This is a genomic window from Allobosea sp. RIT-PG3_2, from assembly GCF_057321085.1.
Genome location: NZ_JBXWCA010000003.1, coordinates 290,314 through 313,762, shown reverse-complemented (window position 1 = coordinate 313,762; position 23,449 = coordinate 290,314). Strand labels below are relative to the sequence as shown.

Annotated in this window: 19 protein-coding genes; 5 read left to right on the top strand and 14 right to left on the bottom strand. The window is 66.2% G+C overall.

What is annotated here, in order from left to right:
- Positions 1–102 precede the first annotated feature (102 nt).
- From AC2FAN_RS11825 to AC2FAN_RS11810, 4 genes are read right to left on the bottom strand one after another with little or no spacing between them, the layout of a single operon-like run.
- Entirely contained in the window at positions 103–882 is a 780-nt protein-coding gene (locus AC2FAN_RS11825) for an ABC transporter ATP-binding protein (RefSeq protein WP_265052108.1), read from the bottom strand.
- Complete coding sequence (locus tag AC2FAN_RS11820) at positions 879–1,652, bottom strand: ABC transporter permease (protein ID WP_476804693.1); 774 nt, start codon at positions 1,650–1,652, stop codon at positions 879–881. The genes AC2FAN_RS11825 and AC2FAN_RS11820 overlap by 4 nt, the downstream gene beginning before the upstream one ends.
- A complete protein-coding gene (locus AC2FAN_RS11815) occupies positions 1,649–2,164 on the bottom strand; it encodes a mismatch-specific DNA-glycosylase (RefSeq protein ID WP_485174191.1) in 516 nt (171 codons plus the stop codon). The genes AC2FAN_RS11820 and AC2FAN_RS11815 overlap by 4 nt, the downstream gene beginning before the upstream one ends.
- Before the next feature lie 10 nt (positions 2,165–2,174).
- The gene (locus AC2FAN_RS11810; RefSeq protein ID WP_485174189.1) at positions 2,175–3,134 is read right to left on the bottom strand and encodes an ABC transporter substrate-binding protein; all 960 of its coding nucleotides are present in this window, start codon (positions 3,132–3,134) and stop codon (positions 2,175–2,177) included.
- A gap of 239 nt (positions 3,135–3,373) precedes the next feature.
- Here AC2FAN_RS11810 and AC2FAN_RS11805 point away from each other — a divergent pair, with 239 nt between their 5' ends.
- Both AC2FAN_RS11805 and AC2FAN_RS11800 read left to right on the top strand, forming a co-directional pair.
- On the top strand, positions 3,374–4,930 hold the full coding sequence (locus tag AC2FAN_RS11805) for an acetolactate synthase large subunit (protein WP_485174187.1): 1,557 nt from the start codon (positions 3,374–3,376) through the stop codon (positions 4,928–4,930).
- 160 nt (positions 4,931–5,090) lie between these two features.
- The gene (locus AC2FAN_RS11800; protein WP_476804691.1) at positions 5,091–5,837 is read left to right on the top strand and encodes an acetoacetate decarboxylase; all 747 of its coding nucleotides are present in this window, start codon (positions 5,091–5,093) and stop codon (positions 5,835–5,837) included.
- Between the two features lie 10 nt (positions 5,838–5,847).
- Here the strand turns inward: AC2FAN_RS11800 and AC2FAN_RS11795 are convergent, their stop codons facing one another.
- The 3 genes from AC2FAN_RS11795 to AC2FAN_RS11785 form a co-directional block, all read right to left on the bottom strand.
- On the bottom strand, positions 5,848–6,891 hold the full coding sequence (locus AC2FAN_RS11795; RefSeq protein WP_485174185.1) for a histone deacetylase family protein: 1,044 nt from the start codon (positions 6,889–6,891) through the stop codon (positions 5,848–5,850).
- Positions 6,892–7,017: 126 nt separating this feature from the next.
- A complete protein-coding gene (locus AC2FAN_RS11790) occupies positions 7,018–7,617 on the bottom strand; it encodes a TetR/AcrR family transcriptional regulator (protein ID WP_485174183.1) in 600 nt (199 codons plus the stop codon).
- Entirely contained in the window at positions 7,614–8,792 is a 1,179-nt protein-coding gene (locus AC2FAN_RS11785; protein ID WP_485174181.1) for an acyl-CoA dehydrogenase family protein, read from the bottom strand. The genes AC2FAN_RS11790 and AC2FAN_RS11785 overlap by 4 nt, the downstream gene beginning before the upstream one ends.
- A 237-nt stretch (positions 8,793–9,029) precedes the next feature.
- Here AC2FAN_RS11785 and AC2FAN_RS11780 point away from each other — a divergent pair, with 237 nt between their 5' ends.
- A complete protein-coding gene (locus AC2FAN_RS11780) occupies positions 9,030–10,607 on the top strand; it encodes an acyl-CoA carboxylase subunit beta (protein ID WP_485174179.1) in 1,578 nt (525 codons plus the stop codon).
- 205 nt (positions 10,608–10,812) lie between these two features.
- Positions 10,813–12,804, top strand: coding sequence for an acetyl/propionyl/methylcrotonyl-CoA carboxylase subunit alpha (locus AC2FAN_RS11775; protein WP_485174177.1), 1,992 nt, complete (start codon positions 10,813–10,815; stop codon positions 12,802–12,804).
- 37 nt (positions 12,805–12,841) lie between these two features.
- Here AC2FAN_RS11775 and AC2FAN_RS11770 read toward each other — a convergent pair whose 3' ends face one another.
- From AC2FAN_RS11770 to AC2FAN_RS11740, 7 genes are all read right to left on the bottom strand, one after another.
- A complete protein-coding gene (locus AC2FAN_RS11770) occupies positions 12,842–13,921 on the bottom strand; it encodes a diguanylate cyclase domain-containing protein (RefSeq protein ID WP_476804686.1) in 1,080 nt (359 codons plus the stop codon).
- 539 nt (positions 13,922–14,460) lie between these two features.
- Positions 14,461–15,417, bottom strand: a complete 957-nt coding sequence (locus AC2FAN_RS11765; protein ID WP_476804685.1) for a succinylglutamate desuccinylase/aspartoacylase family protein — start codon at positions 15,415–15,417, stop codon at positions 14,461–14,463.
- A gap of 11 nt (positions 15,418–15,428) precedes the next feature.
- A complete protein-coding gene (locus AC2FAN_RS11760) occupies positions 15,429–16,250 on the bottom strand; it encodes an ABC transporter permease (protein WP_476804684.1) in 822 nt (273 codons plus the stop codon).
- A gap of 14 nt (positions 16,251–16,264) precedes the next feature.
- Positions 16,265–17,200 (bottom strand): ABC transporter permease, encoded by a 936-nt coding sequence (locus AC2FAN_RS11755; protein WP_265052093.1) that lies wholly within the window; start codon positions 17,198–17,200, stop codon positions 16,265–16,267.
- Positions 17,201–17,337: 137 nt separating this feature from the next.
- Complete coding sequence (locus tag AC2FAN_RS11750; RefSeq protein ID WP_485174572.1) at positions 17,338–18,924, bottom strand: ABC transporter substrate-binding protein; 1,587 nt, start codon at positions 18,922–18,924, stop codon at positions 17,338–17,340.
- 126 nt (positions 18,925–19,050) lie between these two features.
- Complete coding sequence (locus tag AC2FAN_RS11745) at positions 19,051–20,667, bottom strand: amidohydrolase (RefSeq protein ID WP_485174174.1); 1,617 nt, start codon at positions 20,665–20,667, stop codon at positions 19,051–19,053.
- Positions 20,668–20,718: 51 nt separating this feature from the next.
- A complete protein-coding gene (locus tag AC2FAN_RS11740; RefSeq protein ID WP_265052091.1) occupies positions 20,719–22,203 on the bottom strand; it encodes a M81 family metallopeptidase in 1,485 nt (494 codons plus the stop codon).
- Between the two features lie 187 nt (positions 22,204–22,390).
- Here AC2FAN_RS11740 and AC2FAN_RS11735 point away from each other — a divergent pair, with 187 nt between their 5' ends.
- On the top strand, positions 22,391–23,413 hold the full coding sequence (locus AC2FAN_RS11735; RefSeq protein ID WP_485174171.1) for a DNA topoisomerase IB: 1,023 nt from the start codon (positions 22,391–22,393) through the stop codon (positions 23,411–23,413).
- Positions 23,414–23,449 lie beyond the last annotated feature (36 nt).

Here is a 23,449-nt window from a genome sequence, read left to right as displayed (position 1 = left end):
GGTTCCCTCTCGATGACCCCGGTTCGTGCCGGGGTCGTTTTGGCCATGTGGTCAGGCCAATTCAGGCGAGGGAAACAAAGGTGCGACAATCTGTCAACCGGCTTAGTGGTCGGCGGCGATGACCTCGGCCCGGATTTCCTCGACCAGCCGTTCCTTGAGGGAGACGAATTCCGGCGTGGTCTTGATCGTGTAGGGCCGCGGATGCGGCAGGTTGACCGGGATGTCGGCCTTGATCCGCCCCGGACGCGCGCTCATCACCACGACGCGGGAGCCGACGAAGATCGCCTCCTCGATGTCATGGGTCACAAAGAGGACCGTCTTCTGCTCGCGTTCCCAGATGCCGAGCAGCATCTCCTGCATCAGCGCACGCGTCTGGTTGTCGAGCGCGCCGAAGGGCTCGTCGAGCAGCAGGATCTTGGGGTCGTTGGCGAGCGCACGGGCAATCGCCGTGCGCTGCTGCATGCCGCCCGAAAGCTGCTTCGGGAAATGGTCGACGAAGCCGGAAAGCCCGACGCGCGCCGCCCAGTCGCGAGCGATCTTCAGCCGCTGCGTTTCGGAAACGCCCTTCTCGCGCAGGCCGAAGGCGATGTTCTGCTGCACGGTGAGCCAGGGAAAGAGCGTGTAGCTTTGGAAAACGAAGCCGCGATCGGCGCCGGGCCCCAAGACCGGGGCGCCGTCCAGCATGATGCGCCCCTCGCTCGCCGTCTCCAGCCCGCCGATGATGCGCAGTAAGGTCGACTTGCCGCAGCCGGAGGGGCCGAGGATGGTGATGAAATCGTTGTCCGCGACGGTGAGCGAGGTCGGCATCAGCGCGCGCGTCGGCTCGCCGCCGCGCTGGCCCGGGAAGACCTTGCCGACGTTCTCGATGACTAGCTTGCTCATGCGCGCGCCCATGGAAAGAGGCGCTGGTTGACCGCCTTGAAGAGGAAATCCGAGACCAGCCCGATCAGGCCGATCACGATGATGCCGAAGATGATCTGCCCGGTGTTCAGCAGCGCCTGGCTGTCGGTGATCATGTGGCCGATGCCCGACGAGGAGCCGATCAGCTCGGCGACGATGACATAGGTCCAAGCCCAGCCGAGCACGAGGCGGAAGATTTCGGCGATCTCGGGCGCCGCATTCGGCAACATCACGCGGCGCACCACCGAGCTGTCGGTCGCGCCCAGCGTATAGGCGGCATCTACGAGATCGCGCCGGATCGAGCCGACCGAGACCGCGATCATCAGGATGAGCTGGAAGACCGAGCCGATGAAGATGACGAGCAGCTTCTGCGTCTCGCCGATGCCGGCCCACAGGATCAGCAGCGGGATGAAGGCGGAGGCCGGCAGATAGCGCGCAAAGGAAACGAAGGGCTCCAGGAACGCCTCGATCGGCTTGTAGGCACCCATCAGGATGCCGAGAGGCAGGGCGACGATGACGGCGATGATGAAGCCGCCGAGGACGCGCCAGATCGTCATCATGATGTCGAAGCTGAAGCCGTAGCGCACCAGCAGGTTGTAGCCCTCGGCGACCATGGTCAGCGGATCGGCCAGGAAGAGGCGCTGGACGTAGCCGCCGAAGGTCGCGACCGACCAAAGCGCGACGAAGAGCACGAAGAAGGCCAGGCCATAGCCGATGCGGGCCGTGGCGGAGACGGGTTGCAAAGGTCTCATCGCGCTGTCGTTCCGGTCACGGCCATGGCCAGTTGCTTCCAGGGTTCGATCGACCAGAAGCCGGCGGCAGCGCCGGAGGTCGAGGGGAGGATATAGATTTTGGCGCCCGCCAGGTTTCCGGGCTGAACCCCGTAGGCGAGACGGCCTTCGCGAATTCCGAGCGCGGCCTGCGCGGCGCGCTTGCCGTTGAAGGCGACGATACCGGGCGTGCTGGCTGCAATCCGCGCCGTGAAGCCAGCCACGTCGAAATGGCCGCCTCGCAGCGCCGAGTCGGGGCCGGAGGTTCGCTTGGCGACATCGGTGAGGCCGATGCCGTAGCGCGGCAGGCTCCGGAACTCTTCAGGCGCCAGCTTCACCGGCATCAGCCCGGTCTGGTGAAGCACCGTCCAGAACTTGTTGCCGGGGCCGGCATAGTAGGCTCTCCGGCGGGCCGAGACGGCCCCGGCCTGCGTGCCGCAGAAGACGACGCGCAGGCCGGGTTCGAGGACGTCCGGAAGGATGTCTTCCGTCACGCGTCGGCGTTCACTTGCCGGCGACGAACTTCGTGTCGACCAGCGAGGCGAGATCAGGCTTGGCCTTGATCAGGCCGATCTCGAGCAGCAGGTCGGCGGCCTTGGTCGAGAAGGCCTGCCAGTCGCCGGAGAAGAATGCCTTGTTGCCCTCGGCATCCGACCAGCGCAGGAACGCGGCCGACTTGCCGAACTGCTCGCCGGTCTGCTTCACATCCGCGCCCATGATCTCATAGGCCTTGGCCGGGTCCTTCTTGATCATCTCCAGCGCCTCGAAATAGCTCTGGGTCAGCGCTGCCGCGGCCTTGTCGTTGACGAGGAAGGCCGGCGTGCAGCCGAAGGTGTCCATCACCATCGGGTACTCGAGCGTGGTCGCGATGATCTTGCCGGCGTCGGGCTTGTCGCGGACGGAGGAGAGATAGGGCTCATAGGTCATGGCGGCGTCGTTCTGGCCGGCGATGAAGGCCTGCGCGGCCGGGCCGGGCTCCATGTTGACGACGCTGACATCCTTCACCGACAGGCCGTTCTCCTTGAGGAACCAGGCCAGCGCGAAATAGGGCGAGGTGCCCGGCGCCGAGGCCGCCACCGTCTTGCCCTTGAGGTCCTTGATCGAGCCGACGCCGCTGCGCACGGCCATGCCGTCGGCGCCGTAGCTCTTGTCGAGCTGGAAGATCTGCTTGGTCTTGATGCCGGCCGCATCCCAGACGATCCAGGTCTCGACCGTCGTCGCGGCGCACTGGATGTCGCCCGAGGCGATGGCGAGGTGGCGATCCTTCTGCGGGATTTTCTTGATCGTCACGTCGAGGCCGTTCTTCGCGAAGATGCCGGCTTCCTTGGCGAGAACCAGCGGCGCGAAGCCGGTCCAGCCGGAGATGCCGATATTCACCTTGGTCTGCGCCTGAGCGCCGCCCGCCGCCAGGAGCGCGGCGAGGCCAAAGCCGACTGCGGCGCCCATGCGCTTGAATGCTGCCATGATCGAAACCCTTCCCCTGTTCTGCGGCGAACGCGCCACTCAGGACGCTAGACAGCGTCATTCGCGGCGGGATGCAACCTTCGTTCCAAATCAGGTTAAATGCATATGCAAATCCGTAAAGCGGCCGATCAGCGTCGCTTGGGAAAGCCATGACATTCTCTCGTTTGACAGGGCGGGAGGAATTTCCTCCCCTCTCGCCCGCTGGCGCAAGGGCGCCCTTTCGAGTCGAGGTTTCCAGTATGAACGGCGCCGACCGCCTTTGCGACACGCTCCTGATCAACGGCGTCGATACCTGCTTCGCCAATCCCGGCACGTCCGAGATGCATTTCGTCGCGGCGCTCGACCGCAAGCCGCAGATGCGCTGCGTGCTCGGCCTGTTCGAGGGCGTGGTGACCGGCGCAGCCGACGGCTATGCCCGCATGGCCGACAAGCCCGCCGCCACGCTGCTGCATTGCGGGCCGGGCATGGCGAATGCGCTGGCCAACATGCACAATGCGCGGCGCGCCCGCACGCCGATGATCAACGTCGTCGGCGACCATGCGACCTACCATCTCGTCCATGACGCGCCGCTGACCAGCGACATCGAGAGCCTGGCACATCCGATGTCGCATTTCGTCCGGCGCATCGCCACGGCGGAGGATGTCGGCCCGGCAATCGGCGAGGCCTATGTCGCCTCGCTGACGCTGCCGGGCGTCACCACCGTGATCCTGCCGGCCGACTGTGCCTGGGGCAGCGTCGAGCCGGCCGATCTCAAGCCGACGACCTTGCCGGCATTGAAGAGCGTCGATTCCGCCGCGATCCGCGCGGTCGCGGCCGGTCTGCGCAAACACGGCGCGCGCGCCGCGATCATGCTGACGGGCCTTGCCCTGCGCGAGAAGCCGATGGAGATGGCGGCCCGCATCTGCGCTTCGACGGGTGCCAAGGTCTTCAGCCAGATGTCGAACGGGCGGATCCAGCGCGGCGCCGGCCGCGTCGCCATGCCCAAGGTCTTCTATCCGATCGACAAGGCGCTCGAGCAGCTGAAGGACATCGACTATCTCGTGCTGGTCGGCGCGCAGACGCCGGTCGGCTTCTTCGCCTATCCGGGCAAGCCGGGCCGCCTGATCCATGACGGCTGCGAGGTCGCGACGCTGGCCAGCCCCGGCGACGACCTGCCGGCATCGATCACCGCGCTCGCCGAGGAGATGGGTGCGACAAAGATCGCCCCCGCCTACATCGCCCCGGCACGCAAGGAGCAGCCGGCGCTGCCGACCGGCAAGCTCGATGCCGACAAGGCCTGCGCCATCGTCTCGGCGCTGCTGCCGGAGAACTGCATCGTCTGCGACGAGTCGGTCTCCTCGGGCCGCAGCTTCTACTATGACTGCCACAGCGCGCCGCAGCACGACTACATCCAGCTCACCGGCGGCGCGATCGGCGAAGGCATCCCGCTCGCCATCGGCGCGGCCGTGGCCTGCCCGGACCGCAAGGTCATCGGCATGCAGGCCGACGGCTCGGGCATGTACACGGTGCAGGGGCTTTGGACGCAGGCGCGCGAGAACCTCGACATCGTCACCGTCGTCTTCGCCAACCGGACCTACCAGATCCTGCACGGCGAGATGCGCGCCGTCGGCGTCAACGATTTCGGCCGCAACGCCACGCTGATGCTGAACATCGACGAGCCGGCGCTGGACTGGGTCTCTATGGCCAAGGGCATGGGCGTGGAAGCAGCGCGTGCCACGACGGCCGAGGAGTTCACCAGCCTGTTCAAGGCGGCGCTGGCGAAGAAGGGGCCGTTCCTGATCGAAGCGGTGATCTGAGAAGCCGTTCGGGACAAAGCACCCTCCACCCGAGGAACACGGGTGGAGGGTGATCTTTGCGCGAGCCGTGAGGAGAAGCTTCCCTATTCATCCGGTCACCATCAATCTGTCGCGGGGCCCCTGCCAGAGTTGCCGCTGATTTCCAGAAGGAGCGACCAGCATGAATCGGGACGAGATCCTCAAGGCGCCGTCGATGCCGGTCTTCAGCCCGAGCTACCCGCATCCGCCAAACCGCTTCATCAAGCGGGAATATCTGATCATCACCTACGAGACCGACCTCGAGATCATCCGCGCCGCGCTGCCGGAGCCACTCGAACCCGCACCCGGCAACCTCGTCTTTTATGAATGGATGAAGATGCCGGATTCTTCCGGCTTCGGCGATTACGAGGAAAGCGGCACCGGCATCCGGGCGATCTACAACGGCGAGCCCTGCAATTTCTCCGTCCAGATGTATCTCGACGACGAGCCGCCCATCACCGGCGGACGCGAGATCTGGGGCTTTCCCAAGAAATACGGCGTGCCGCGCCTCGGCGTGATGAAAGATACCCTGACCGGAACGCTGCATTATGACGGCGAACGCGTGGCGATGGGCACGATGACCTACAAGCATCGGAGCCTCGAGGACCAGCTCGACAAGGTCCGCGACGGCATTGCCGGGCTGAACGTCAACCTGAAGCTGCTGCCCGATGTCGACGGCTCGCCAAAGGTGGCGCAACTCGTCGGCTATAACCTCACCGACATCACGGTCCACGGCGCCTGGGAGGGCGAGGCGCGACTGCACCTCATCCCGCATGTCAACTGCCGGGTCGCCGATTTTCCGGTGCGGAGGATCGTGAGCGCACGCCACCAGGTCGTCGACTTCACCCTGCCTTTTGGCCGGGTGCTGCACGACTACCTGGCGGAGTGACGCCGAAGCCCTATTCCTTGAACCCGCCAAGGAACGCATCGAGGCAATCGCCGATCGCCTCGATGGCGTAGCCGCCTTCCTGCACGACGAGCGTCGGCAGGCCCAGGCCCTTCACCTGCCGGCCGATCCTGCCGAAATCGCCTGCCTCAAGCTTCAGCACGCCGATCGGATCGTCCTTGTGCGCGTCGTAGCCGAGCGCGACGACCAGCACCTCGGCGCCGAAATCGCGGATCACCTTGCCGGCGCGGTCGACGGCAGCCTGCATCTCGGCCCCGCCCGCTCCATGCGCGAGCGGCAGGTTGAGGTTGAAGCCCTCGCCCGGCCCGTTGCCGCGCTCGTCCTCATAGCCGGTGAAGAAGGGATAGTAGTTCACCGGATCGGCATGGACCGAGATCGTCAGCACATCGTCGCGGCGATAGAAGATCTGCTGCGTGCCGTCGCCGTGATGGGCATCGACGTCGAGAATCGCGACCTTGCCGAATTTGGAGCGCAGGTGCTGTGCGGCGACGGCCGAGTTGTTGATGTAGCAGAAGCCCGAGGCCCGGTCGGCACGGGCATGGTGGCCTGAGGGCCGGCAGAGCGAATAGACCGCGCGCTCGCCCGACAGGACCGCATCGGCACCGGAGACCGCGGTCTCGGCCGAGCGCAGCGTGGAATGCCAGCAATGCTCGCCGACCGGCACCGAGAGATCGCCGAGATACCAGCCCATCTGTCCGACGATGCCGGTCGGGCGGCAGGGCGGGCGGACATCCTCGTCGGAACGGCCGCTCCAATAGGGGAAGGTGTTGGGCCAGGCTTCAGGACCGCGCTCGGGCAGGTCCTTCCAGCGGTCCCACAGTCCCTCGAGGAAGCGCACGAACCCCTCGTCATGGATTTTCAGGATCGGATCGACGCCATGAGCCGCCGGCTGCTCCGGCGTGATGCCATGCTTCGCCAGCGCGCCGAGGAGCCGCTCGGTCCGTTCCGGCAGGTCCTTGGGAGCGACGACCTTGCCGAAGCGCATATATTGCTGCGGATCATGAAGAGCTTGATCGGGGTGGTAGAAGGCGCGCATCAGGCGAAGCATCCTCGTCAGACAACGAGGCAACCAACGGCCTCGCGGAGCGATGCTAGCACGGCAGCGGCGCCCGTCAGCAGCATCGGCGCGGCCCGCCTCTGCGTGGACGGCGGAACGGCCCGTTCATGAGATCGGCGACAACAACGCCGCGAACTCGCACGCGAGCGCATCGATCTCGAAACGCTCCGGCCGGTACCAGTCGGTCGAGCCGTTGAGCGCGCCCAGCAGGAAATTGCGCAGGACGTCCGGCGAGCGCCCGGCCGGCAGCGTGCCGGCCTGCTGCAGTTCGGCGATCAACTCGCTCCAGACATCCTCGTAGGCGCGGCGCACGGCCCGCACGCTCGCCGGCGCCGGCGCCGCGCCGAAATTGAACACCTTGATGCTGGCGGTGGTGTAGTCGCCATGGCCGTGCAGCGCCGCGAGATGGCCGCGAATGGCCGCCTCCAGCCTTTGCCGCGGCGGCGCACCCTCCGTCGCAACGAGCGCTGCGACGACGCCCTCATGCACGAAGCGGACGCCGTCATTCACCACTGCCTCGACGATCTCCTCCTTCGAGGCGAAATGGTAATAGAGGCTCGCCTTGCGGATGCCGACGGCCTCGGCGATCTCGCGCAACGTGGTCTGGTGATAGCCGCCATTGCGCAGCAGACGCGCGGCGTGGTCGAGGATCAGGCGGCGCGAGCCACCTTCGGGTGCTGCCCGCGCGATTTGGGCTTCGCTCACAGCCGCTTCGCGACCTCTTCCAGCATGACCTCGGTCGCGCCGCCGCCAATGGACTGGACGCGGGCGTCGCGGGTCATGCGCTCGATAGCGCTTTCGCGCATGTAGCCCATGCCGCCGTGGAACTGCAGGCAGTCATACATGACTTCATTGACCAGCTCGCCGCAGTAGGCCTTGACCATCGAAACCTCGCGGGTGGCGTCGAAGCCCTGCGCATCGAGCCAGGCGGCATGGTAAACGAGCTGGCGGCCGGCCTCGACCTTGCCCGCCAGTTCCGCAAGGCGCTGGCGGATCGCCTGCTTCTCCCAGAGCGGCGCGCCGAAGGCCTTGCGCGTCTTCACATAGTCCAGTGTCAGGTCGAGGGCGGCCTGCGACTCGCCGATCGCCATGGCGCCGATTACGGTGCGCTCGTTCTGGAAATTGCTCATGATCGCGTAGAAGCCGCGCCCTTCCTGGCCAAGCAGGTTCTCGGCCGGCACGCGGCAATCGACGAAGGACAGCTCGGCCGTATCCGACGAGCGCCAGCCATGCTTGTCGAGCGCGCGAGAGACCGAGAAGCCGGGCGTGCCCTTCTCGACGAGGAAGATCGAGACCGACTGCGAGGGCCGGCCCTGCGGATCGGTCTTGGCGGCGACGCAGTAGAGATCGGCATGGACGCCGTTGGTGATGAACATCTTGGCGCCGTTGAGGACGTAGTGGTCGCCCTCGCGCCGCGCGGTGGTGCGGATGCCCTTCACGTCCGAGCCGGCATCGGGCTCGGTGACGGCGACAGCGACGATCTTCTCGCCGGCGATGATGGCGGGCAGGTACTTGTCCTTCTGGGCCTGGCTCGCGGCATTGGCGATATGGACCGAGGCCATGTCGGTGTGGACCAGCGCCGTGATGGCGACGCCCGAGAAGGTCGAGCGTCCCAGTTCCTCCGCCAGCACGACGGTCGCCATCGTGTCCATCTCGGAGCCGCCATATTCGGCGGGGTAGCGGATGCCGAAGAAGCCGAGCTCGCCCATCTTGCGCAGCACGGCGCGCGGGACGAAGCCGTCCTCCTCCCATTGCAGGGCGTGCGGCTTGATCTCGGTCTCGACGAAGCGGCGGACCTGATCGCGCAGCGCCTCGTGCTCCTCGGTGAAATAGGGCGAACGACGGGCGCCTTCGCCTGCAAGCTTCTCGACTGCCGACATCACGTCCTCCTGCTTGACCGCGGCGCCGCGATCTGACTACCTACCGGACGGTAGGTGAATGTCGCAGCGAGATCAAGACGCCCATTCTACCTTGGATCGATGGAAACCCGTCATTCCGGACAAGCCGCGACAGCGGCGCTGATCCGGAATCCATCATAGAGCACGATGCCCTTCGATGGATTCCGAGTCTCCGCTTCGCTGCGCCAGGAATGACGGCGGCTTTGGAGGAGTGCGCCCATGTCTGAGACAGCATCGCAAGCTGCAACGGCCCCTCCCCCGCTATCCGCCATGCTGGAGACATTGCGCGAGCGCCATAGCCTCGCTGCCCAAGGCGGCGGCGAGAAGCTCCGCGCCCGCCACGAGTCTCGCGGCAAGATCATGGTGCGCGAGCGCATCGATCTGCTGCTCGATCCACAGACGCCTTTCCTCGAATTGTCGCCACTGGCGGCCCACGGCCTTTATGGCAACGAAGTACCGGGCGCCGGCATCGTCATCGGGATCGGGATAGTCGCGGGGCGCGCCTGCATGCTGATCGCGAACGACGCGACGGTGAAGGGCGGCTCCTTTTTTGCGGAGACGGTCCGCAAGCATCTGCGCGCGCAAGAGATCGCCGAGGAACATCGGCTGCCCTGCCTCTATCTCGTGGATTGCGGCGGCGCATTCCTGCCCGAGCAAGACCGTGTCTTCCCCGATCGCGACCATTTCGGCGGCAGCTTCTACAACCAGTGCCGGATGTCGGCAGCGGGCATCCCGCAGATATCGATCGTCTTCGGCGGCGCGACGGCCGGGGGCGCCTATATCCCGGCGCTGTCCGACCAGGTCATCATGGTCAAGGGCACCGGCCGCATCCACCTCGGCGGCCCGCCGATCGTGAAGGCAGCGATCCATGAGATCGTCGATGGCGAGACGCTGGGCGGCGCCGAGATGCACACGCTCGTCTCCGGCGTCAGCGATCATCTCGTCGAGAGCGAGATGGAAGGCCTCGCCAAACTGCGCGAGATCGTCGGTGCGCTCAGCGAGATCGGACGCATCGCGCCGCCTCCACAGCCGGCCGCCGCGCCGAGGCTCGATCCGGCGGAGCTCGTCGACATCGTGCCGACCGATCTGCGCCGGCCCTACGACATCAGCGAGGTCATCGCCCGCATCGTCGACAACAGCGCCTTCAGCGCCTTCAAGCCCGATTACGGTGCAACGCTCGTCACCGGCTTCGCCCATATTCACGGCTACCCGGTCGGCATCCTCGCCAATAACGGCGTGCTGTTCTCCGAGTCCGCGATCAAGGGCGCGCATTTCATCGAGCTTTGCGACCAGCGCCAGATCCCGATCCTCTTCCTGCAGAACATCACCGGCTTCATGGTCGGCACCGAGGCCGAGCGTGGCGGCATCGCCAAGCACTCGGCCAAGCTGGTCTATGCCGTCTCGAATGCGCGCGTGCCGAAATACACCGTGCTGATCGGCGGATCGTATGGCGCCGGCAATTACGGCATGTGCGGTCGCGGTTTCCGGCCGCGCTTCCTGTTCTCCTGGCCGAATGCCCGCATCGCGACGATGAGCCCGGAGGTGGCGGCGACGGTGGTGACGGAGCTGCGCCGGCAGTCCCTGAAGGGCTCGGGCGACGAAGCCGCCATCGCCGAACTCGACAAGCGCACGCGCGCGCAGTTCGAGGAGCAGAGCGATCCCTATTACGCCACGGCCCGGCTCTGGGACGACGGCATCATCGAGCCCCAGCAGACGCGCGACGTGCTCGGCCTGTGCCTCGCTCTTTCGGCGGGCGAGGCCCGCGACACCGGCCCCCGGCCGGTCTACCGGATGTGATGACGATGCTCGGGAACCTCCGCCGTCATTCCGGGGCATTGCATAGCAATGAGCCCGGAACCCAGAATCGACGCCTTCACAGAACGAGGCCTATCGGCCCGTCGCTCCTTCTTGTTCCCGCATCGGTTCTGGGTTCCGGGCTCGCCGCTACGCGGCGCCCCGGAATGACGGATGCGGCTCCAGCGCGCTTCCGGCGAGGCATCTGATGTTCGACACCCTCCTCATCGCCAATCGCGGCGAGATCGCCTGCCGGATCATCCGGACCTGCCGCAAGCTCGGCATCCGCACCGTCGCGGTCTATTCGGACGCCGACAAGGATGCGCTGCATGTGCGACTCGCCGATCGGGCCGTGCGTATCGGCCCGGCGCCTGCGCGCGATTCCTATCTCCGCGCCGACCGCATCATCGAAGCGGCGCTCGCGACGGGCACGCAGGCGATCCACCCGGGCTATGGCTTCCTCTCCGAGCGTCTCGACCTGATCGCCGCCTGCGAGGCGAACGGCATCGCCTTCGTCGGCCCCTCGGCCGGCGCCATCGAAGCGATGGGCGACAAGATCCGCTCCAAGCAGATCGCGCGCGAAGCCGGCGTGCCGGGCGTTCCCGGCTATGACGGAGCCGACCAGTCGCCCGAGACGCTGAAGCGCGAGGCATTGCGCGTCGGCCTGCCGGTGATGGTCAAGGCTTCGGCCGGCGGTGGCGGCAAGGGCATCCGCAAGGTCGAGTCCGAAGCCGAGCTGGACAGCGCCATCGTTACCGCCAGCCGCGAGGCAGAGGCCGCCTTCGGCGATGGGCGCCTGCTGATCGAGAAATTCGTGACGCGGCCGCGCCATGTCGAGGTGCAGGTCGCCGGCGACAGGTACGGCAACATCGTCCATCTGTTCGAGCGCGACTGCTCGGTGCAGCGCTCGAACCAGAAGCTGCTCGAGGAGGCGCCGGCGCCGAACCTCAAGCCGGAGGCGCGCGCCGCGCTGCATGCGCACGCGCTGAAACTCTCGCGTGCCATTTCCTACGACAATCTCGGCACGGTGGAGTTTCTGGTCGATGCCGTGACGCAGGAGGTGTTCTTCCTCGAGATGAACACGCGGCTTCAGGTCGAGCATCCCGTGACGGAGGCGATCACGGGGCTCGATCTGGTCGAATGGCAGATCCGGATCGCGGCCGGCGAAACCCTGCCGCGCTGTCAGGAGGAGATCACCTGCGCCGGCCACGCCATCGAGGCGCGGCTGACGGCCGAACGGGCGGATGAAGGCTTTCGACCGGATACCGGCACGATTGCGCTCTGGCGCGAGCCGGAGGGCCTGCGCGTCGACAGCGGCGTCGAGACCGGAAGCACCGTCTCGCCCTTCTACGATTCGATGCTCGCCAAGGTCATCGCCTACGGCCCCGACCGTGACGCCGCCCGGCGGCTGCTCGCCGATGGCCTCGAGCGAATGACGGTGCTCGGCCCGGCGACGATCCGGCCCTTCCTGATCGACGCGTTGAGGGAGCCGGCTTTCGCGGATGGCGAGGCGACGACGCTCTTCATCGGGGAAACCTGGCCTGGCGGCTGGCAGCCCTCGGCCGGCGACGCCGCGGAACGGGACGCCATCGCCGCCGCGATCTGGCTTTCGACCCGGGGGCAGGTTCCGGCCGGACCGTGGGGCACGCTGACGAATTTCCGCGTCCTCGCTCCGGCGGGCAGGCTTGGCGCCTGCCATCTCGTACTGACGTCGGCGGGCGAGGCACGACCGTTGCGCGCAGAGGCGCTTGACAGCGGCTTCCGCATGACGATCGGCGAACGACAGTTCGATATCGCCGTCATCGACGACGCGGCCGGTGGAACATCGCGATCCGTGCTGCTCGACGGCCAGCGCCGGTCGATCGATGCGGTGCTCGATCGCACCGGGATTTTCCTGCGTCACGGCACCTTCGAGGGGCGCATCGACATCATGCTCGCGGTAGTGGCAGCCGCAGCCGCGCGCGATGCGCAGGGACATGGCGGAGACTCCATCCGTGCGACCATGCCCGGCACCGTCGCGGCCATCCATGTCGGCGAAGGAGACAGCGTCATCGCCGGTCAGGTCGTCGCCGTGCTCGAATCGATGAAGCTCTTCATGGAGCTGAAGAGCCCGATAGCCGGAACGGTCGCCCGCATCGCGACGAAGGCGGGAGCGACGGCGGCAGCCGGCGAACTGCTGATCGCGCTAGACCCTGCCTGATCGGCCGCCTGACGTCACCGGTCAGGGCGACATCGTCCTAGGCAGCGATCATGCTGCGCCCCTTGCCGGCGCGCTTGGCGCCGTAGAGGGCCTGATCGGCCGAGCGCTTGAGGGTCTCGACCGTCCAGCGTTCCGAATCCTGCGCCGACATGACCGCGACGCCGACGCTGGCACCGACAGATGCGAACTGGCCGAGCACCGTGAACGGCGCCTGGAGAACGGACAAGGCCCGGTCGGCCACATCCGACAGCACCGCGACATCGTCGGTTCCGCGCACGACGATCGCGAATTCGTCTCCGCCGAGGCGCGCCACGACGTCGCCCGGCCGCGTGACGCCCTGGAGCCGCGCAGCGACCTGCTTGAGCAGATCGTCACCGCCATGATGGCCATGCCGGTCGTTGACCTGCTTGAAGCCGTCGAGATCGAGCAGGAGCAGGCCGAGCGCCTGTCCCCCGGCGCAGGCTTCGTCGAGGACGCGGTCCAGCCCCCTGCGATTGGCGAGCCCGGTGAGCGGATCGTGGCTGGCCGCGAAATCCAGCTCGCGCCGCACCATCATCAGCTCCTCGAACTGGCCGATGATGTGATCGGAGCTTTCGAAGATCGAATAGAGATAGACGGCGAGCAGGATGCTGAGCGCCTGGTACAGCGCATCGCCCGAGAGCAGGAAGGCGGCGATCTGAGCCCCGATGGCGAGCGAGGAAAGCCCGGCGCAGATCCAGTAGCGCAGCGTGCGCAGGTATGAGCCGGCCGTCAGCGCCATGTTGAGGCCGAGGCTGAGCACGAAGCCGCCGGGATGGCCGAGATAGGCGGCCGTGATGGTCAAGGTCGCGATGACGCCGGTGAACGCGAAGGCCGTGTAGGCGTAGCCCTTCTCCCAGCGCCGCGCCTCTTCCAGCGTCAGCTTCTGCGCGGGGTCGCGACGCTTGAAGCCGATGATGTTGACGATGCGCGCGATCGTCGTCAGCACGCCGGCGCCGGTGAGCCACCAGAAGATCGGCTCGGCCGTCTGAACGGCCATGATGGCGGAGCCGATGATCAGGCCGGCCGCGATGCAGAGGATTTGCGGCAAGGCGGCGAAGAGACGCGAGATGATCTCGATCTCGATTTCGGCGGGCAACCGCGTCGCTCGCCTGCGGGGCCTCATCAGCAGGTGCATAGTATTATTTAATAGCTCTACGGGCCTAAGACTCCGTCAGCCCGATCCCGGGCCTTTTAACGATCCGGCGGAAAGCGGCTCAGCTTCCGTTCATCGCTCGCAGGCTAGAACGGCCGCACTCTCGTCGCCGGCCACTGGCCGCGGCGAGACAATGGAAAGGGAAGACCATGTCGCGCCACGGGCTGGTCCTCTCGGCATTCGCCGGGGCCATGCTGCTGTCGGCCATTCCGGCCGGCGCTCAGTATTACGACCCCTATCGCCCCCCGCCGCCCTACGGCTATGACCGGCCGCCACCGCCCTATGGCTACGACAGGCCGCCTCCGCCATCCTACGGTTACGGATACGACCGGCCGCGCTACAGGCCGCGTTACGGCAATATTTGCGTCACCGGCCGGGGAGAATGCCCGACGCCGCCGCTGCCCTATGGCGCAGGCTGCGGCTGCTACATCCCGGCTTCGGACAGAAGCGCGGCGTCGTCCAGTGACCGACGCGACCTGATCTCACGGCCGGCGGTGGCTTGCGCTGCCGAGATAGCAGATGCCCTCGCCGGGCTTGGCCTTGGGATTGGGGAAGATGATGAAACCGTCGCGCGGCATCGCCACGATGCTGCCGTCGGCGCGGCGGGCGATGGGCGTGCCCTTCGCGACCCGGTCGCCTGTCTTCCACGTTCCCTCGACGCGATCGCCCTCCGCCTCGCAGATGACGAGATCGTCCATATGGACGACGAGGCGCTTCTCGGCGGCCGGAGCGGCCTCGTCCGTCAGCCCGACATGCGCGAGCACGTTGCGGATCGCCTTGTAACCGACATCGACCGAGGTCGGGTCGTCATGGCGGCCGCATTCCAGCGTCACGCCATAGCCGCCGGCAAAGCGCATGAACTCGGTGGTGCCGTAGCCTTCCGTCACGGCCAGCCTGGGCAGGTTCAGGCGCTCGCGCGCCGCGATCAGGCGGACATAGATGTCGAGCCAGCCATGGATCATCAGGTCGACGCCGAGGCTGGCGGCAAAGGCTGCCTCGGCCGGGCCATGGCGGAACGGCTCGAGATCGCCGCGATTGTCCTCCGGTCCGAAGAAGACGAAGGGCACGCCCTCCCCGGTGAAGGAGTGGACGTCGAGCAGGATGTCGTGCTGGCGCAGGATGGCGGAGAGGCGATTGCCGATCCGGTCCTCGTTGTCGACCGGTTGCGGCCGCTCGCGCAGGTCGCGGTTGAGGTTGCGATCCCCCTCGCGGGTATCCTGCCGATAGGCCTTCGGATTGGCGACGGGCAGGAATGTGACCTCGCCGCGCTGAATCGAGACGCGGCCGGCACGGCAATCCTCGACGACGCGGGCGATCGCATTCGGCCCGCAGGTTTCGTTGCCATGGACGGCACCGAGCACGAGGAGCTTCGGCCCGGCCTTCAGCCCATGGAAGCGAATGGTCTCGAGCGGCGGATCGATCAGGTCTGGCGTGGTCATAGGCTCTGCTATCAGGCTTTGCGAAGCTGCGAGTGGGGGTCGAGGATGTCGCGCAGACCGTCACCCAGAAGGTTGAGGCCGAGCACGGTCATGAAGATGGCGAGACCCGGAAAAACCGAGATCCAGGGCGCTGTGGTGATCTGGTCGCGCGCATCCGAGAGCATGCTGCCCCAGCTCGGGAAAGGCGGGCGGATGCCGAGTCCCAGGAAGGACAGCGCGGCCTCCGCCAGCACGGCGCCGCCCATGCCGAGCGTGCCGATGACGATGATCGGGCCGGCGATGTTGGGCAGGATCTGCAGCAGCATGATCCGCAGGTTGCTCGAGCCGAAGGAGCGCGCCGCCTCGACATAGCCCTGCTGCTTGATCGACAGCGTCGCAGCCCGCGACAGCCGGCAGGTATAGGACCAGTTGGTCAGGCCGAGCGCGATCAGAAGGCTGGTCAGGCCCGGCTGGAGGATCGCCATGATGGCGAGCGCGAAGACCAGCGAGGGGATCGACAGCATGAGGTTGGTCAGGCCGTTGACGAAATCGTCCCACCAGCCGCCGAAATACCCCGCCGACATGCCCAACGCCACGCCGATCACCGTGTTGATCATCTGCGAGACGATGCCGACCGTCAGCGAGATGCGGGCGCCGTGGAGCACCCGGCTGTAGATGTCGCGACCCTGCGCATCCGTGCCGAACCAGAACTCGGCGCCGGGCGGAACCTCGGCATTCATCAGATTGGCATCCATGACGGGATCGGTATGCGCCAGCCAGGGCGCCAGCGTCCCGCCGACCACGACGGCGGCGAAGAGCACGCCACCGATCCAGAGATTGGCTCGGAATTTCATCTGCTGCCCAACCTCTAGGTATATTTGATGCGCGGATCGATCAGAGCGCAGAGCACGTCCACGATGATGTTCACGACGAGGAAGAAAAGCACGAGCAGCAGGATGCAGGCCTGGACAACGGGAATGTCGCGCAGCGACACGCTGTCGACCAGCAGCGAGCCGATGCCCGGCCAAGCGAAAAGCTTCTCGATCACGACGGCGCCGCCCATGATCGAGCCGAACTGCAGGCCCAGCGTCGTCAGCACGATGACCATCGCGTTGCGCGCCACATGCCAGCGCATCACCCGGACCTCGCTGTTGCCCTTGGCGCGAGCAGTGCGGACGAAGTCCGCGTTCATGACCTCGAGCACGGCAGCCCGCGTCGTGCGGGCCAGCAGCGCGAGTGGCGCCACGCCGAGCGCGACCGCAGGCAGCACGATATAGCGTGGATTGCCGTCGCCATAGCCGAAGCTCGGAAACCAGCCGAGAACCAGCGCGAAGGCATACATCAACATCAGCCCGAGCCAGAACTGCGGCAGGGACAGGCCCGACACGGCGACGAACATCGATTGCATGTCGAGCCAGCCGCCCGGTTTCAGCGCCGCCAGGAAGCCGAGCGGAATGCCGAGGGCGATGGCGAACACCATTGCGGCGACGGCCAGCTGCAGACTGGGCCAGATCCGCTCGAGCAGGGAATTGATCACCGGCTGGCGGGTGCGGAACGAGGTGCCGAGATCGAGCGTCGCAAGCTTCGCGGCGTATTTCGCAAAACGCACATGGAGGGGATCGTCGAGGCCGAATTGCTTGTTCATGCGCGCGACCTGCTCTGCATCGACGACCGAACGGCCATCGGACATCTGGGTCGAGGCGAAATCGCCGGGAATGACGCTGAACATCACGAAGACAAGCCCCGCTACCGCAAGCAGGATCGGGATGGCCTGCAGCAGACGGCGGACGACATAGGGCAGCATGATCAACTCCTGATCGCCGCCGCAAGGCGGACTCAGGTCAAGGCTCGAAAGTCTCCGTCACCCCGGGCGGACGGCGAGGCCGCACCGATCCGGGATGACGGATGTCTTCGAGCTGGCGGGAACCTCCGCGGAGGCGCTTACTTCGCCGCGGGCGAAGACGCGTCGACCCAGAGATCCTCGTAGCGCTGGAGCGCGAGCTCGGTCGCGTTCGGCTGCAGGCCGCGCAGCCAGGGCTGATAGGCCAGCACCGCCTTGTTGTAGTTGAAGAACCAGACCGGAGCCTCGTCCTGCAGCATGGCGTTGGCCTTCCTGAGCATGCCGAGCTGCTTGGCCGGATCGCTCTCGGCCGCGGCCGCGTCGATCAGCTTGTCGTATTCGGCGTTCTTGAAGGTGGTGTAGTTGCAGGAGGAACGTGGCGTGGCGGAATGGAAGCACTTCAGCCGCGTCAACGCATCCGGGCCGGAGGTGTTGGACCAGATATAGGCCTGAAAATCGCCCTTCGCGACGACGCCACCGAGCGCCGAGGTCTCGACCGGCTTGACCTTCACCTTAATGCCGACCTTGGCGAGCATCGGGATCGTCGCCTCGACGATCGGGATACCCCAGCTTTCGTTCGGCGTCGCGGTCCACTCGAACTCGAAACCGTCGGGATAGCCGGCTTCGACGAGCAGCTTCTTGGCCTTCTCGGGATCGAAAGCGTAGGGCTTGGCGTCCTTGTCGAAAGCCGGGACCGAACTCGGCAGCCAGCTTACCGCGCGATAGGCCTTGTCGCGGACGAGGCGCTTGATGATGAGTTCGCTGTCGATCGCATGGTTGATCGCCTGGCGCACCCGCTTGTCGGAGAAGGGCTTGAACTCCGGGTTCATGCCCATGTTGCGGGTGAAGACCTCGGCGACCTCCAGGATGCCCTTGGAGAGGTTCGGATCGGCCTTGTAGGCGACATACTGGGTCGAACCGAGGATCGAGACGTCGATCTCCTTGTTGCGGAAGGCAACGTCGCGTGCAGCTGCCTCGCCCATCGGCGAAATCACCAGCTTGTCGGCATAGGGCTTGCCGGGCTTGTAGTACTTCTCCCAGCGATCGAAGACCATGCGCGAACCGGGCACGTGCTCGACGAACTTGAACGGCCCCAGGCCGATCGGCTTGTTGAAGAAGTCCGGCTCCTGCGCCTCCTTGGCCGGCAGGATCGCAGTGGTCGCGCTGTAGAACAGGAAGCCCGGATCGACCTTGTCGGTCATCGTCATCTCGACGGTGGAATCGTCCACCTTCTTCAGGCCCGAGATCTCCTTGGCCTGGCCCTTCTGAACCTCCGTCGCACCCTTGATACGGGCGACGTAGAGGGCGCCCGGATAGTTCTTCGATCCGTCCATGATGCGGGTGAAGGACCAGATCACATCGTCAGCAGTGAGCTTGCGACCATTATGGAAAAAGGCCTCGCGCAGCTTGAGGGTATAGGTCAGGCCGTCGGCCGAAGCCGTGACGCTTTCTGCGACTTCCGGCATCGGCTTGCCGGCGTTCGAATCCCAGCGGAACAGCATGCCATGCAGCGCGTAGCCGTAGATCTCGTCCTGGATCTGGTTCGAGACGTGGCTGTCATTGCTGACGAAAGACGCGCCATAAGGCGCCGTGAAGCGGATCGTCCCGCCGTGGCGCGGCTCCTGGGCCTGCGCCTGCACCGTAAAGGCCGCCAGCGTCAGCGCTGTGGCGAAGGCAAGTTTCTTCAACAACACGATTATTCCTCCCGTTTTATCCGCTCCGGCTGATCCGGAGTTTTTTGCTTCCAAGTGGAACCATAGCGGCTGAGCCGCGCATGTCTTCCCCGTCCGCTCAATTTTTTGGCATGACTTCCATCAACGCTCGTAGACCACTTCGCCGCCGAGGATGGTCAGATCGCAGCGCGTATCCTTGAGGATGTCGGCCGGATCGGCTTCGAGCAGGTTCCGCGAGAACACTGCGACGTCGGCAAGGAAGCCCGGAGCGAGACGCCCCTTCACGTTCTCCTGCTTCTGCGAGAAGGCGCCGAACTCGGTGTAGGCCTGAAGGGCTTCCTCGATCGAGACGCGCTGGCCGGCATCCATCACCGTGCCCTTCCAGGTCTGGCGGGTCAGCATGGTGTGGAAGTTCGGGAAGGGATTGGGGTCGCAGACCGGCGCGTCGCTGCCGGTAGCAGGCTTCAGGCCGAGATCGAACCAGGTACGGAAAGGATAGCTCGGCAGCGCGCGCTCCGGCCCGAGCACCTTGACGTAGGCATCGCCGAAATCATGGATGAAGACCTGCTGCGGGCAGGGATAGATGCCGGCCTTGACCATGCGCTCGTGCTGGGCCGGCGTCGAGAAGCCGCAATGCTCGATGCGGTGGCGCCGGTCGGGGTCCGGATAGGCGGCAAGCGCTTTCTCATAGGCGGTGATGAGCTGCTCGATCGCAGCGTCGCCGATGGCGTGACAGGCGAGCTGGTAGCCCTTCCTGTGGGCGTCGAGCACCATGCGCTCGAGCTCGGCATCGTCCCACATCCACACGCCGGTGGTCTTGTCCTCGCCGAGATAGGGCTCCGTCATCCAGGCGGTGCGCCCGCCGGCCGAGCCGTCGAGGAAGAGCTTGACCGCGCCGACCATCAACATGTCGTCGCCGGTGCCCGAGATCAGCCCGGCGTCGTAGCATTGGGGCACGATCGAGCGGCCGTCATCGCCCAGCAATGTCAGCCAGGTGCGGACCGGCAGGCGCCCGTCGCGCTTGGCCCGATGATAAGCGCCGATCTCGCGGAAGCCGCCCTTTTGGCCGACAGCGGCATCCATGCAGCTGGTGATGCCGAGCGAGAGCAGATAGCGGCCGCCGCGCTCGATGCCGGCGATGATATCCTCCTCGGTCGCGGCGGGGACCGCAGCCTGCACCGGAGCGCGGGCATTTTCGGCAAGCAGCCCGGTGAGGCGGCCGTTCTGCTGCTCGATCAGCCCGCCCTGCGGTGTCGGGGACTTCTCGTCGATGCCGCCGAGACGGAGCGCCTCGGAGTTGCAGATCGCGATATGGCCGCAGGCCCGCACCAGCATCACCGGGTTGTTCGGGGCCGCGCGGTCGAGTTCCTCGCGATAGGGGTGGCGGCCGGTATCGAGCTTGGTCTGGTCGTAGCCGCGCGAGAGGATCCATTCGCCGGGCTTCAGCGTCGCGGCGCGGGCCGAGATGGCGCCGAGCAGCGCCTCCAGCGTCGGCGCCATCTCAGGCTTGGAATCGACCCAGCCCATGGTCATGCCGAGCGAGACGAGATGCAGATGCGAGTCGTTGAGACCCGGCGTCGCCAGCCGGCCCTTCAGATCGATCACGCGGGTCTTCGGCCCGACCAGAGGTGCGATCTCGGCATCGGGGCCGGCTGCGAGCACCCTGCCCTGCCAGATCGCCAGCGCCTCGACGACGCCATCCTCGCGCCCGCACCAGATCGGCCCGTTGCGCAGCACGATATCGGCATGAACCGCCATGGTTTCTCTCCTCATCCAGTCTTGTCGTCGCCGGCTTTTCGCAGCCCGGCGTCAGATATCATCGAGCGGGAAGATCGGCCTGCGCACCTTGCGGTAGGGCCGCTCCTTGAAATTGCGGGTCGAAAGCGCGCCGGTGTCGACCTCCAGCACCTCGTGCGCGATCGGCTCGAAGGCGGCTCGGAAATGCTGCATCGACTTGACGATCACGGTCGATTTCCGGGTCGGATCGACACCGAGCGAGGTGAACTGGGCGAGGTCGGTCGCCTGGCCGTTATGGGTGATGACGACGATCTCAACATCATCGACCCGCAGCAGCGCCGAGAGGCCGTAGTTGCGCCAGACGCCGCCTGCCATCGGGCCGTAGCAGATGAAATGTCCGTCCGTGATCGCGACGACATGGGCGTCAAGATCGAGCGGACCGCCGCCCATGCTCGGATCGACCTTGCCACCCAGCCTGAGCTTGACGCGGTTGCCGACACCGGCCGCCTGCGCGGCCAGCGCCGCTTCTGGGTCGCAGATCGCATGGAAGCCGACATTCTTCAGTCGTGCGTCGAGAACAGCGCGCAGCAGGTTGGTCGCGTCGCCATAGGCGCCGGAGCCGGGGTTATCGGAATAGTCCGAGATCACCAGCGGCTTGTAGCCGGGTTTGCCGGCATCGGCCTCGCCGGCCTTGGCTGCAGCGATGGCTTCCGCGAGCGGCGTGAAATGGATCGAGGAAAAGCGGCGCTGCTCCCAGGCGTAGTCCATCAGTTCTTCGGCGATGGCCTGCGCCTTGCCGCGATCATCGGCTGTCACTGCGATGGAAGGGCCGATGTCGTGAACATCGGCAGAAGAGAAGCCGGCCTGGACGCTGACCACGAGCGCGTCTCCCGCGGCTTCCAGCACATCGCCACGGCGCAGCAACTCCAGGAAAGGCGGCGAGGTGGTGCGCCCGCCATCGAGCGCATAGAGGATCGGGCGCCGGGCAAGCGCGACCTTCGGCCGGATCTCACCCTTCATGGCGCGCTCCAGCAGTTCCGCCGCCTGCCAGGTCCGCTCGTACTGGTCGATATGCGGATAGGTTCGGTAGGAAATCAGCGCATTGGCATTGTCAGCCATGAGCTGCGTGACCGTGGCGTGCAGGTCGAGCACCGCGACGACCGGCACATCAGGGCCGATGCGCTTGCGCAGGCGCGCCAGCAATTCGCCCTCGCCATCATCGGAGCTTTCCGTCGCCATGGCGCCGTGCAGATGCAGCAGCACGCCGTCGACACCATCGGCGGCATCGACGATGTGAGCGGCGAAGACATCGAAGGCGGCATCGGTCACGCGGCCGGAAGGGTTGGCGCCGGTCACGAGCGGATGCGTGAGGCTCCAGCCGAACTTGTCGGCTGCCTCGAAGGCAGCACCCATCGAGGTACGCGTGCCGCGGAAAGCCCCGGGAATCGCGTTGCCCAGAAAGACGCCATGCGCCCGGAAGGTGGCCTCGTCCGTGAGCTGAACACTGAAGGTGTTCGTCTCGTGCATGAACTCAGCGATCAGTACGCGCCGCGCCATTGTCCCCTCAGACTCCCCGTTCAAATTTTTTGACACTCTTGGCGAGCCGCCCGGCCATTTCTACCGATTTCCGCGCATATGCGTCCTCTGGCGGGAGCGCTTGCCGAATTGTGGTGAATATGCTCGACTTGGCGGAACCAACCCGGCGATGGCGCATTCTCCGCAGCAGAAATCTGCGAGCACCGCCATGCCGGCTTCCCAGCACGCTAAACCACGCCCGCCCTCGACGCGACTGCGGCGTGTTTCGTCGGACGAACTGACGATCCGGCGCGTCCGGCATGGCCGCTCCTTCGGCTATCGCGATGAGGACGACGCGAAGATCACGGATGAGAGCACGCTGGCCCGCATCCGCTCCCTCGCCATTCCCCCGGCCTATCAGGGTGTCCGCATCGCCGCCGATCCACGCGCGCACCTGCAGGCCGTCGGCCATGACGAAGCCGGGCGTATTCAGCATCGCTACCACCCGGAGTGGGAGAAGGTGCGCGAGCGGCGCAAACTGAAACGCCTCACCCAGCTGATCGCGGCCCTGCCGAAGCTGCGCGCCCGGATCGTAGCCGACATGAAGGCGCGCACGCTATCGCAGGAAAAAGCCCTCGCTTGCGCCGCGGCCATCATCGACCGCGGCCATCTGCGCGTCGGCAACGAGGCCTACGCCAAGGCCAATGGCAGCCACGGCACCTCGACGCTGCTCAAGCGGCATGTGACGCTGACGGGGACGCGGGTCGCGCTCCATTTCCGCGGCAAGAGCGGCAAGGACATCGCCTGCGCGATCGACGAGGCGCCGCTCGCGCGAGCGCTGGCGCGCATCGCCGCGTTGCCGGGGCGGCGGCTGCTGCAATATCGCCGCGAGGACGGCTCGGTGGCGGCGATCCATGCGACCGATATCAACGCCTATCTCAAGACCGCCTGCAGCCTCCCGATCAGCAGCAAGGACCTGCGAATGCTCGCCGCCAACGCCGCCGCGGCGGAGCTTCTGCTGGCCGGCGAAGTGATGGCGACCGAAACCGGGCGCAAGCGCCAGCTCGCCGACATCATGCGCGCGATCTCGGAGCGGCTGGTCAACACGCCTGCTGTGGTCCGCAAGAGCTATGTCCACGCCATCGTCATCGAGGCCTATGCCAGCGGCCGGCTGCAGCGCAGCTACGCGAAGGCGCGTGCCCGGCCGGGCTGTTCGCGGATCGAGCGCGCGCTCGGGCTGCTCGCGGCCTGACCTGCCGGGAACAATGCCGCGGCTCGGGGCTTGGTC

Excerpts from the sequence above, each read along its gene's own strand:
- AC2FAN_RS11825 (WP_265052108.1), bottom strand. The coding sequence starts at position 882 with ATGAGCAAGCTAGTCATCGAGAACGTCGGCAAGGTCTTCCCGGGCCAG.
- AC2FAN_RS11820 (WP_476804693.1), bottom strand. The coding sequence starts at position 1,652 with ATGAGACCTTTGCAACCCGTCTCCGCCACGGCCCGCATCGGCTATGGC.
- AC2FAN_RS11810 (WP_485174189.1), bottom strand. The coding sequence starts at position 3,134 with ATGGCAGCATTCAAGCGCATGGGCGCCGCAGTCGGCTTTGGCCTCGCC.
- AC2FAN_RS11805 (WP_485174187.1), top strand. The coding sequence starts at position 3,374 with ATGAACGGCGCCGACCGCCTTTGCGACACGCTCCTGATCAACGGCGTC.
- AC2FAN_RS11800 (WP_476804691.1), top strand. The coding sequence starts at position 5,091 with ATGAATCGGGACGAGATCCTCAAGGCGCCGTCGATGCCGGTCTTCAGC.
- AC2FAN_RS11795 (WP_485174185.1), bottom strand. The coding sequence starts at position 6,891 with ATGCGCGCCTTCTACCACCCCGATCAAGCTCTTCATGATCCGCAGCAA.
- AC2FAN_RS11785 (WP_485174181.1), bottom strand. The coding sequence starts at position 8,792 with ATGTCGGCAGTCGAGAAGCTTGCAGGCGAAGGCGCCCGTCGTTCGCCC.
- AC2FAN_RS11780 (WP_485174179.1), top strand. The coding sequence starts at position 9,030 with ATGTCTGAGACAGCATCGCAAGCTGCAACGGCCCCTCCCCCGCTATCC.
- AC2FAN_RS11775 (WP_485174177.1), top strand. The coding sequence starts at position 10,813 with ATGTTCGACACCCTCCTCATCGCCAATCGCGGCGAGATCGCCTGCCGG.
- AC2FAN_RS11765 (WP_476804685.1), bottom strand. The coding sequence starts at position 15,417 with ATGACCACGCCAGACCTGATCGATCCGCCGCTCGAGACCATTCGCTTC.
- AC2FAN_RS11760 (WP_476804684.1), bottom strand. The coding sequence starts at position 16,250 with ATGAAATTCCGAGCCAATCTCTGGATCGGTGGCGTGCTCTTCGCCGCC.
- AC2FAN_RS11755 (WP_265052093.1), bottom strand. The coding sequence starts at position 17,200 with ATGCTGCCCTATGTCGTCCGCCGTCTGCTGCAGGCCATCCCGATCCTG.
- AC2FAN_RS11745 (WP_485174174.1), bottom strand. The coding sequence starts at position 20,667 with ATGGCGGTTCATGCCGATATCGTGCTGCGCAACGGGCCGATCTGGTGC.
- AC2FAN_RS11740 (WP_265052091.1), bottom strand. The coding sequence starts at position 22,203 with ATGGCGCGGCGCGTACTGATCGCTGAGTTCATGCACGAGACGAACACC.
- AC2FAN_RS11735 (WP_485174171.1), top strand. The coding sequence starts at position 22,391 with ATGCCGGCTTCCCAGCACGCTAAACCACGCCCGCCCTCGACGCGACTG.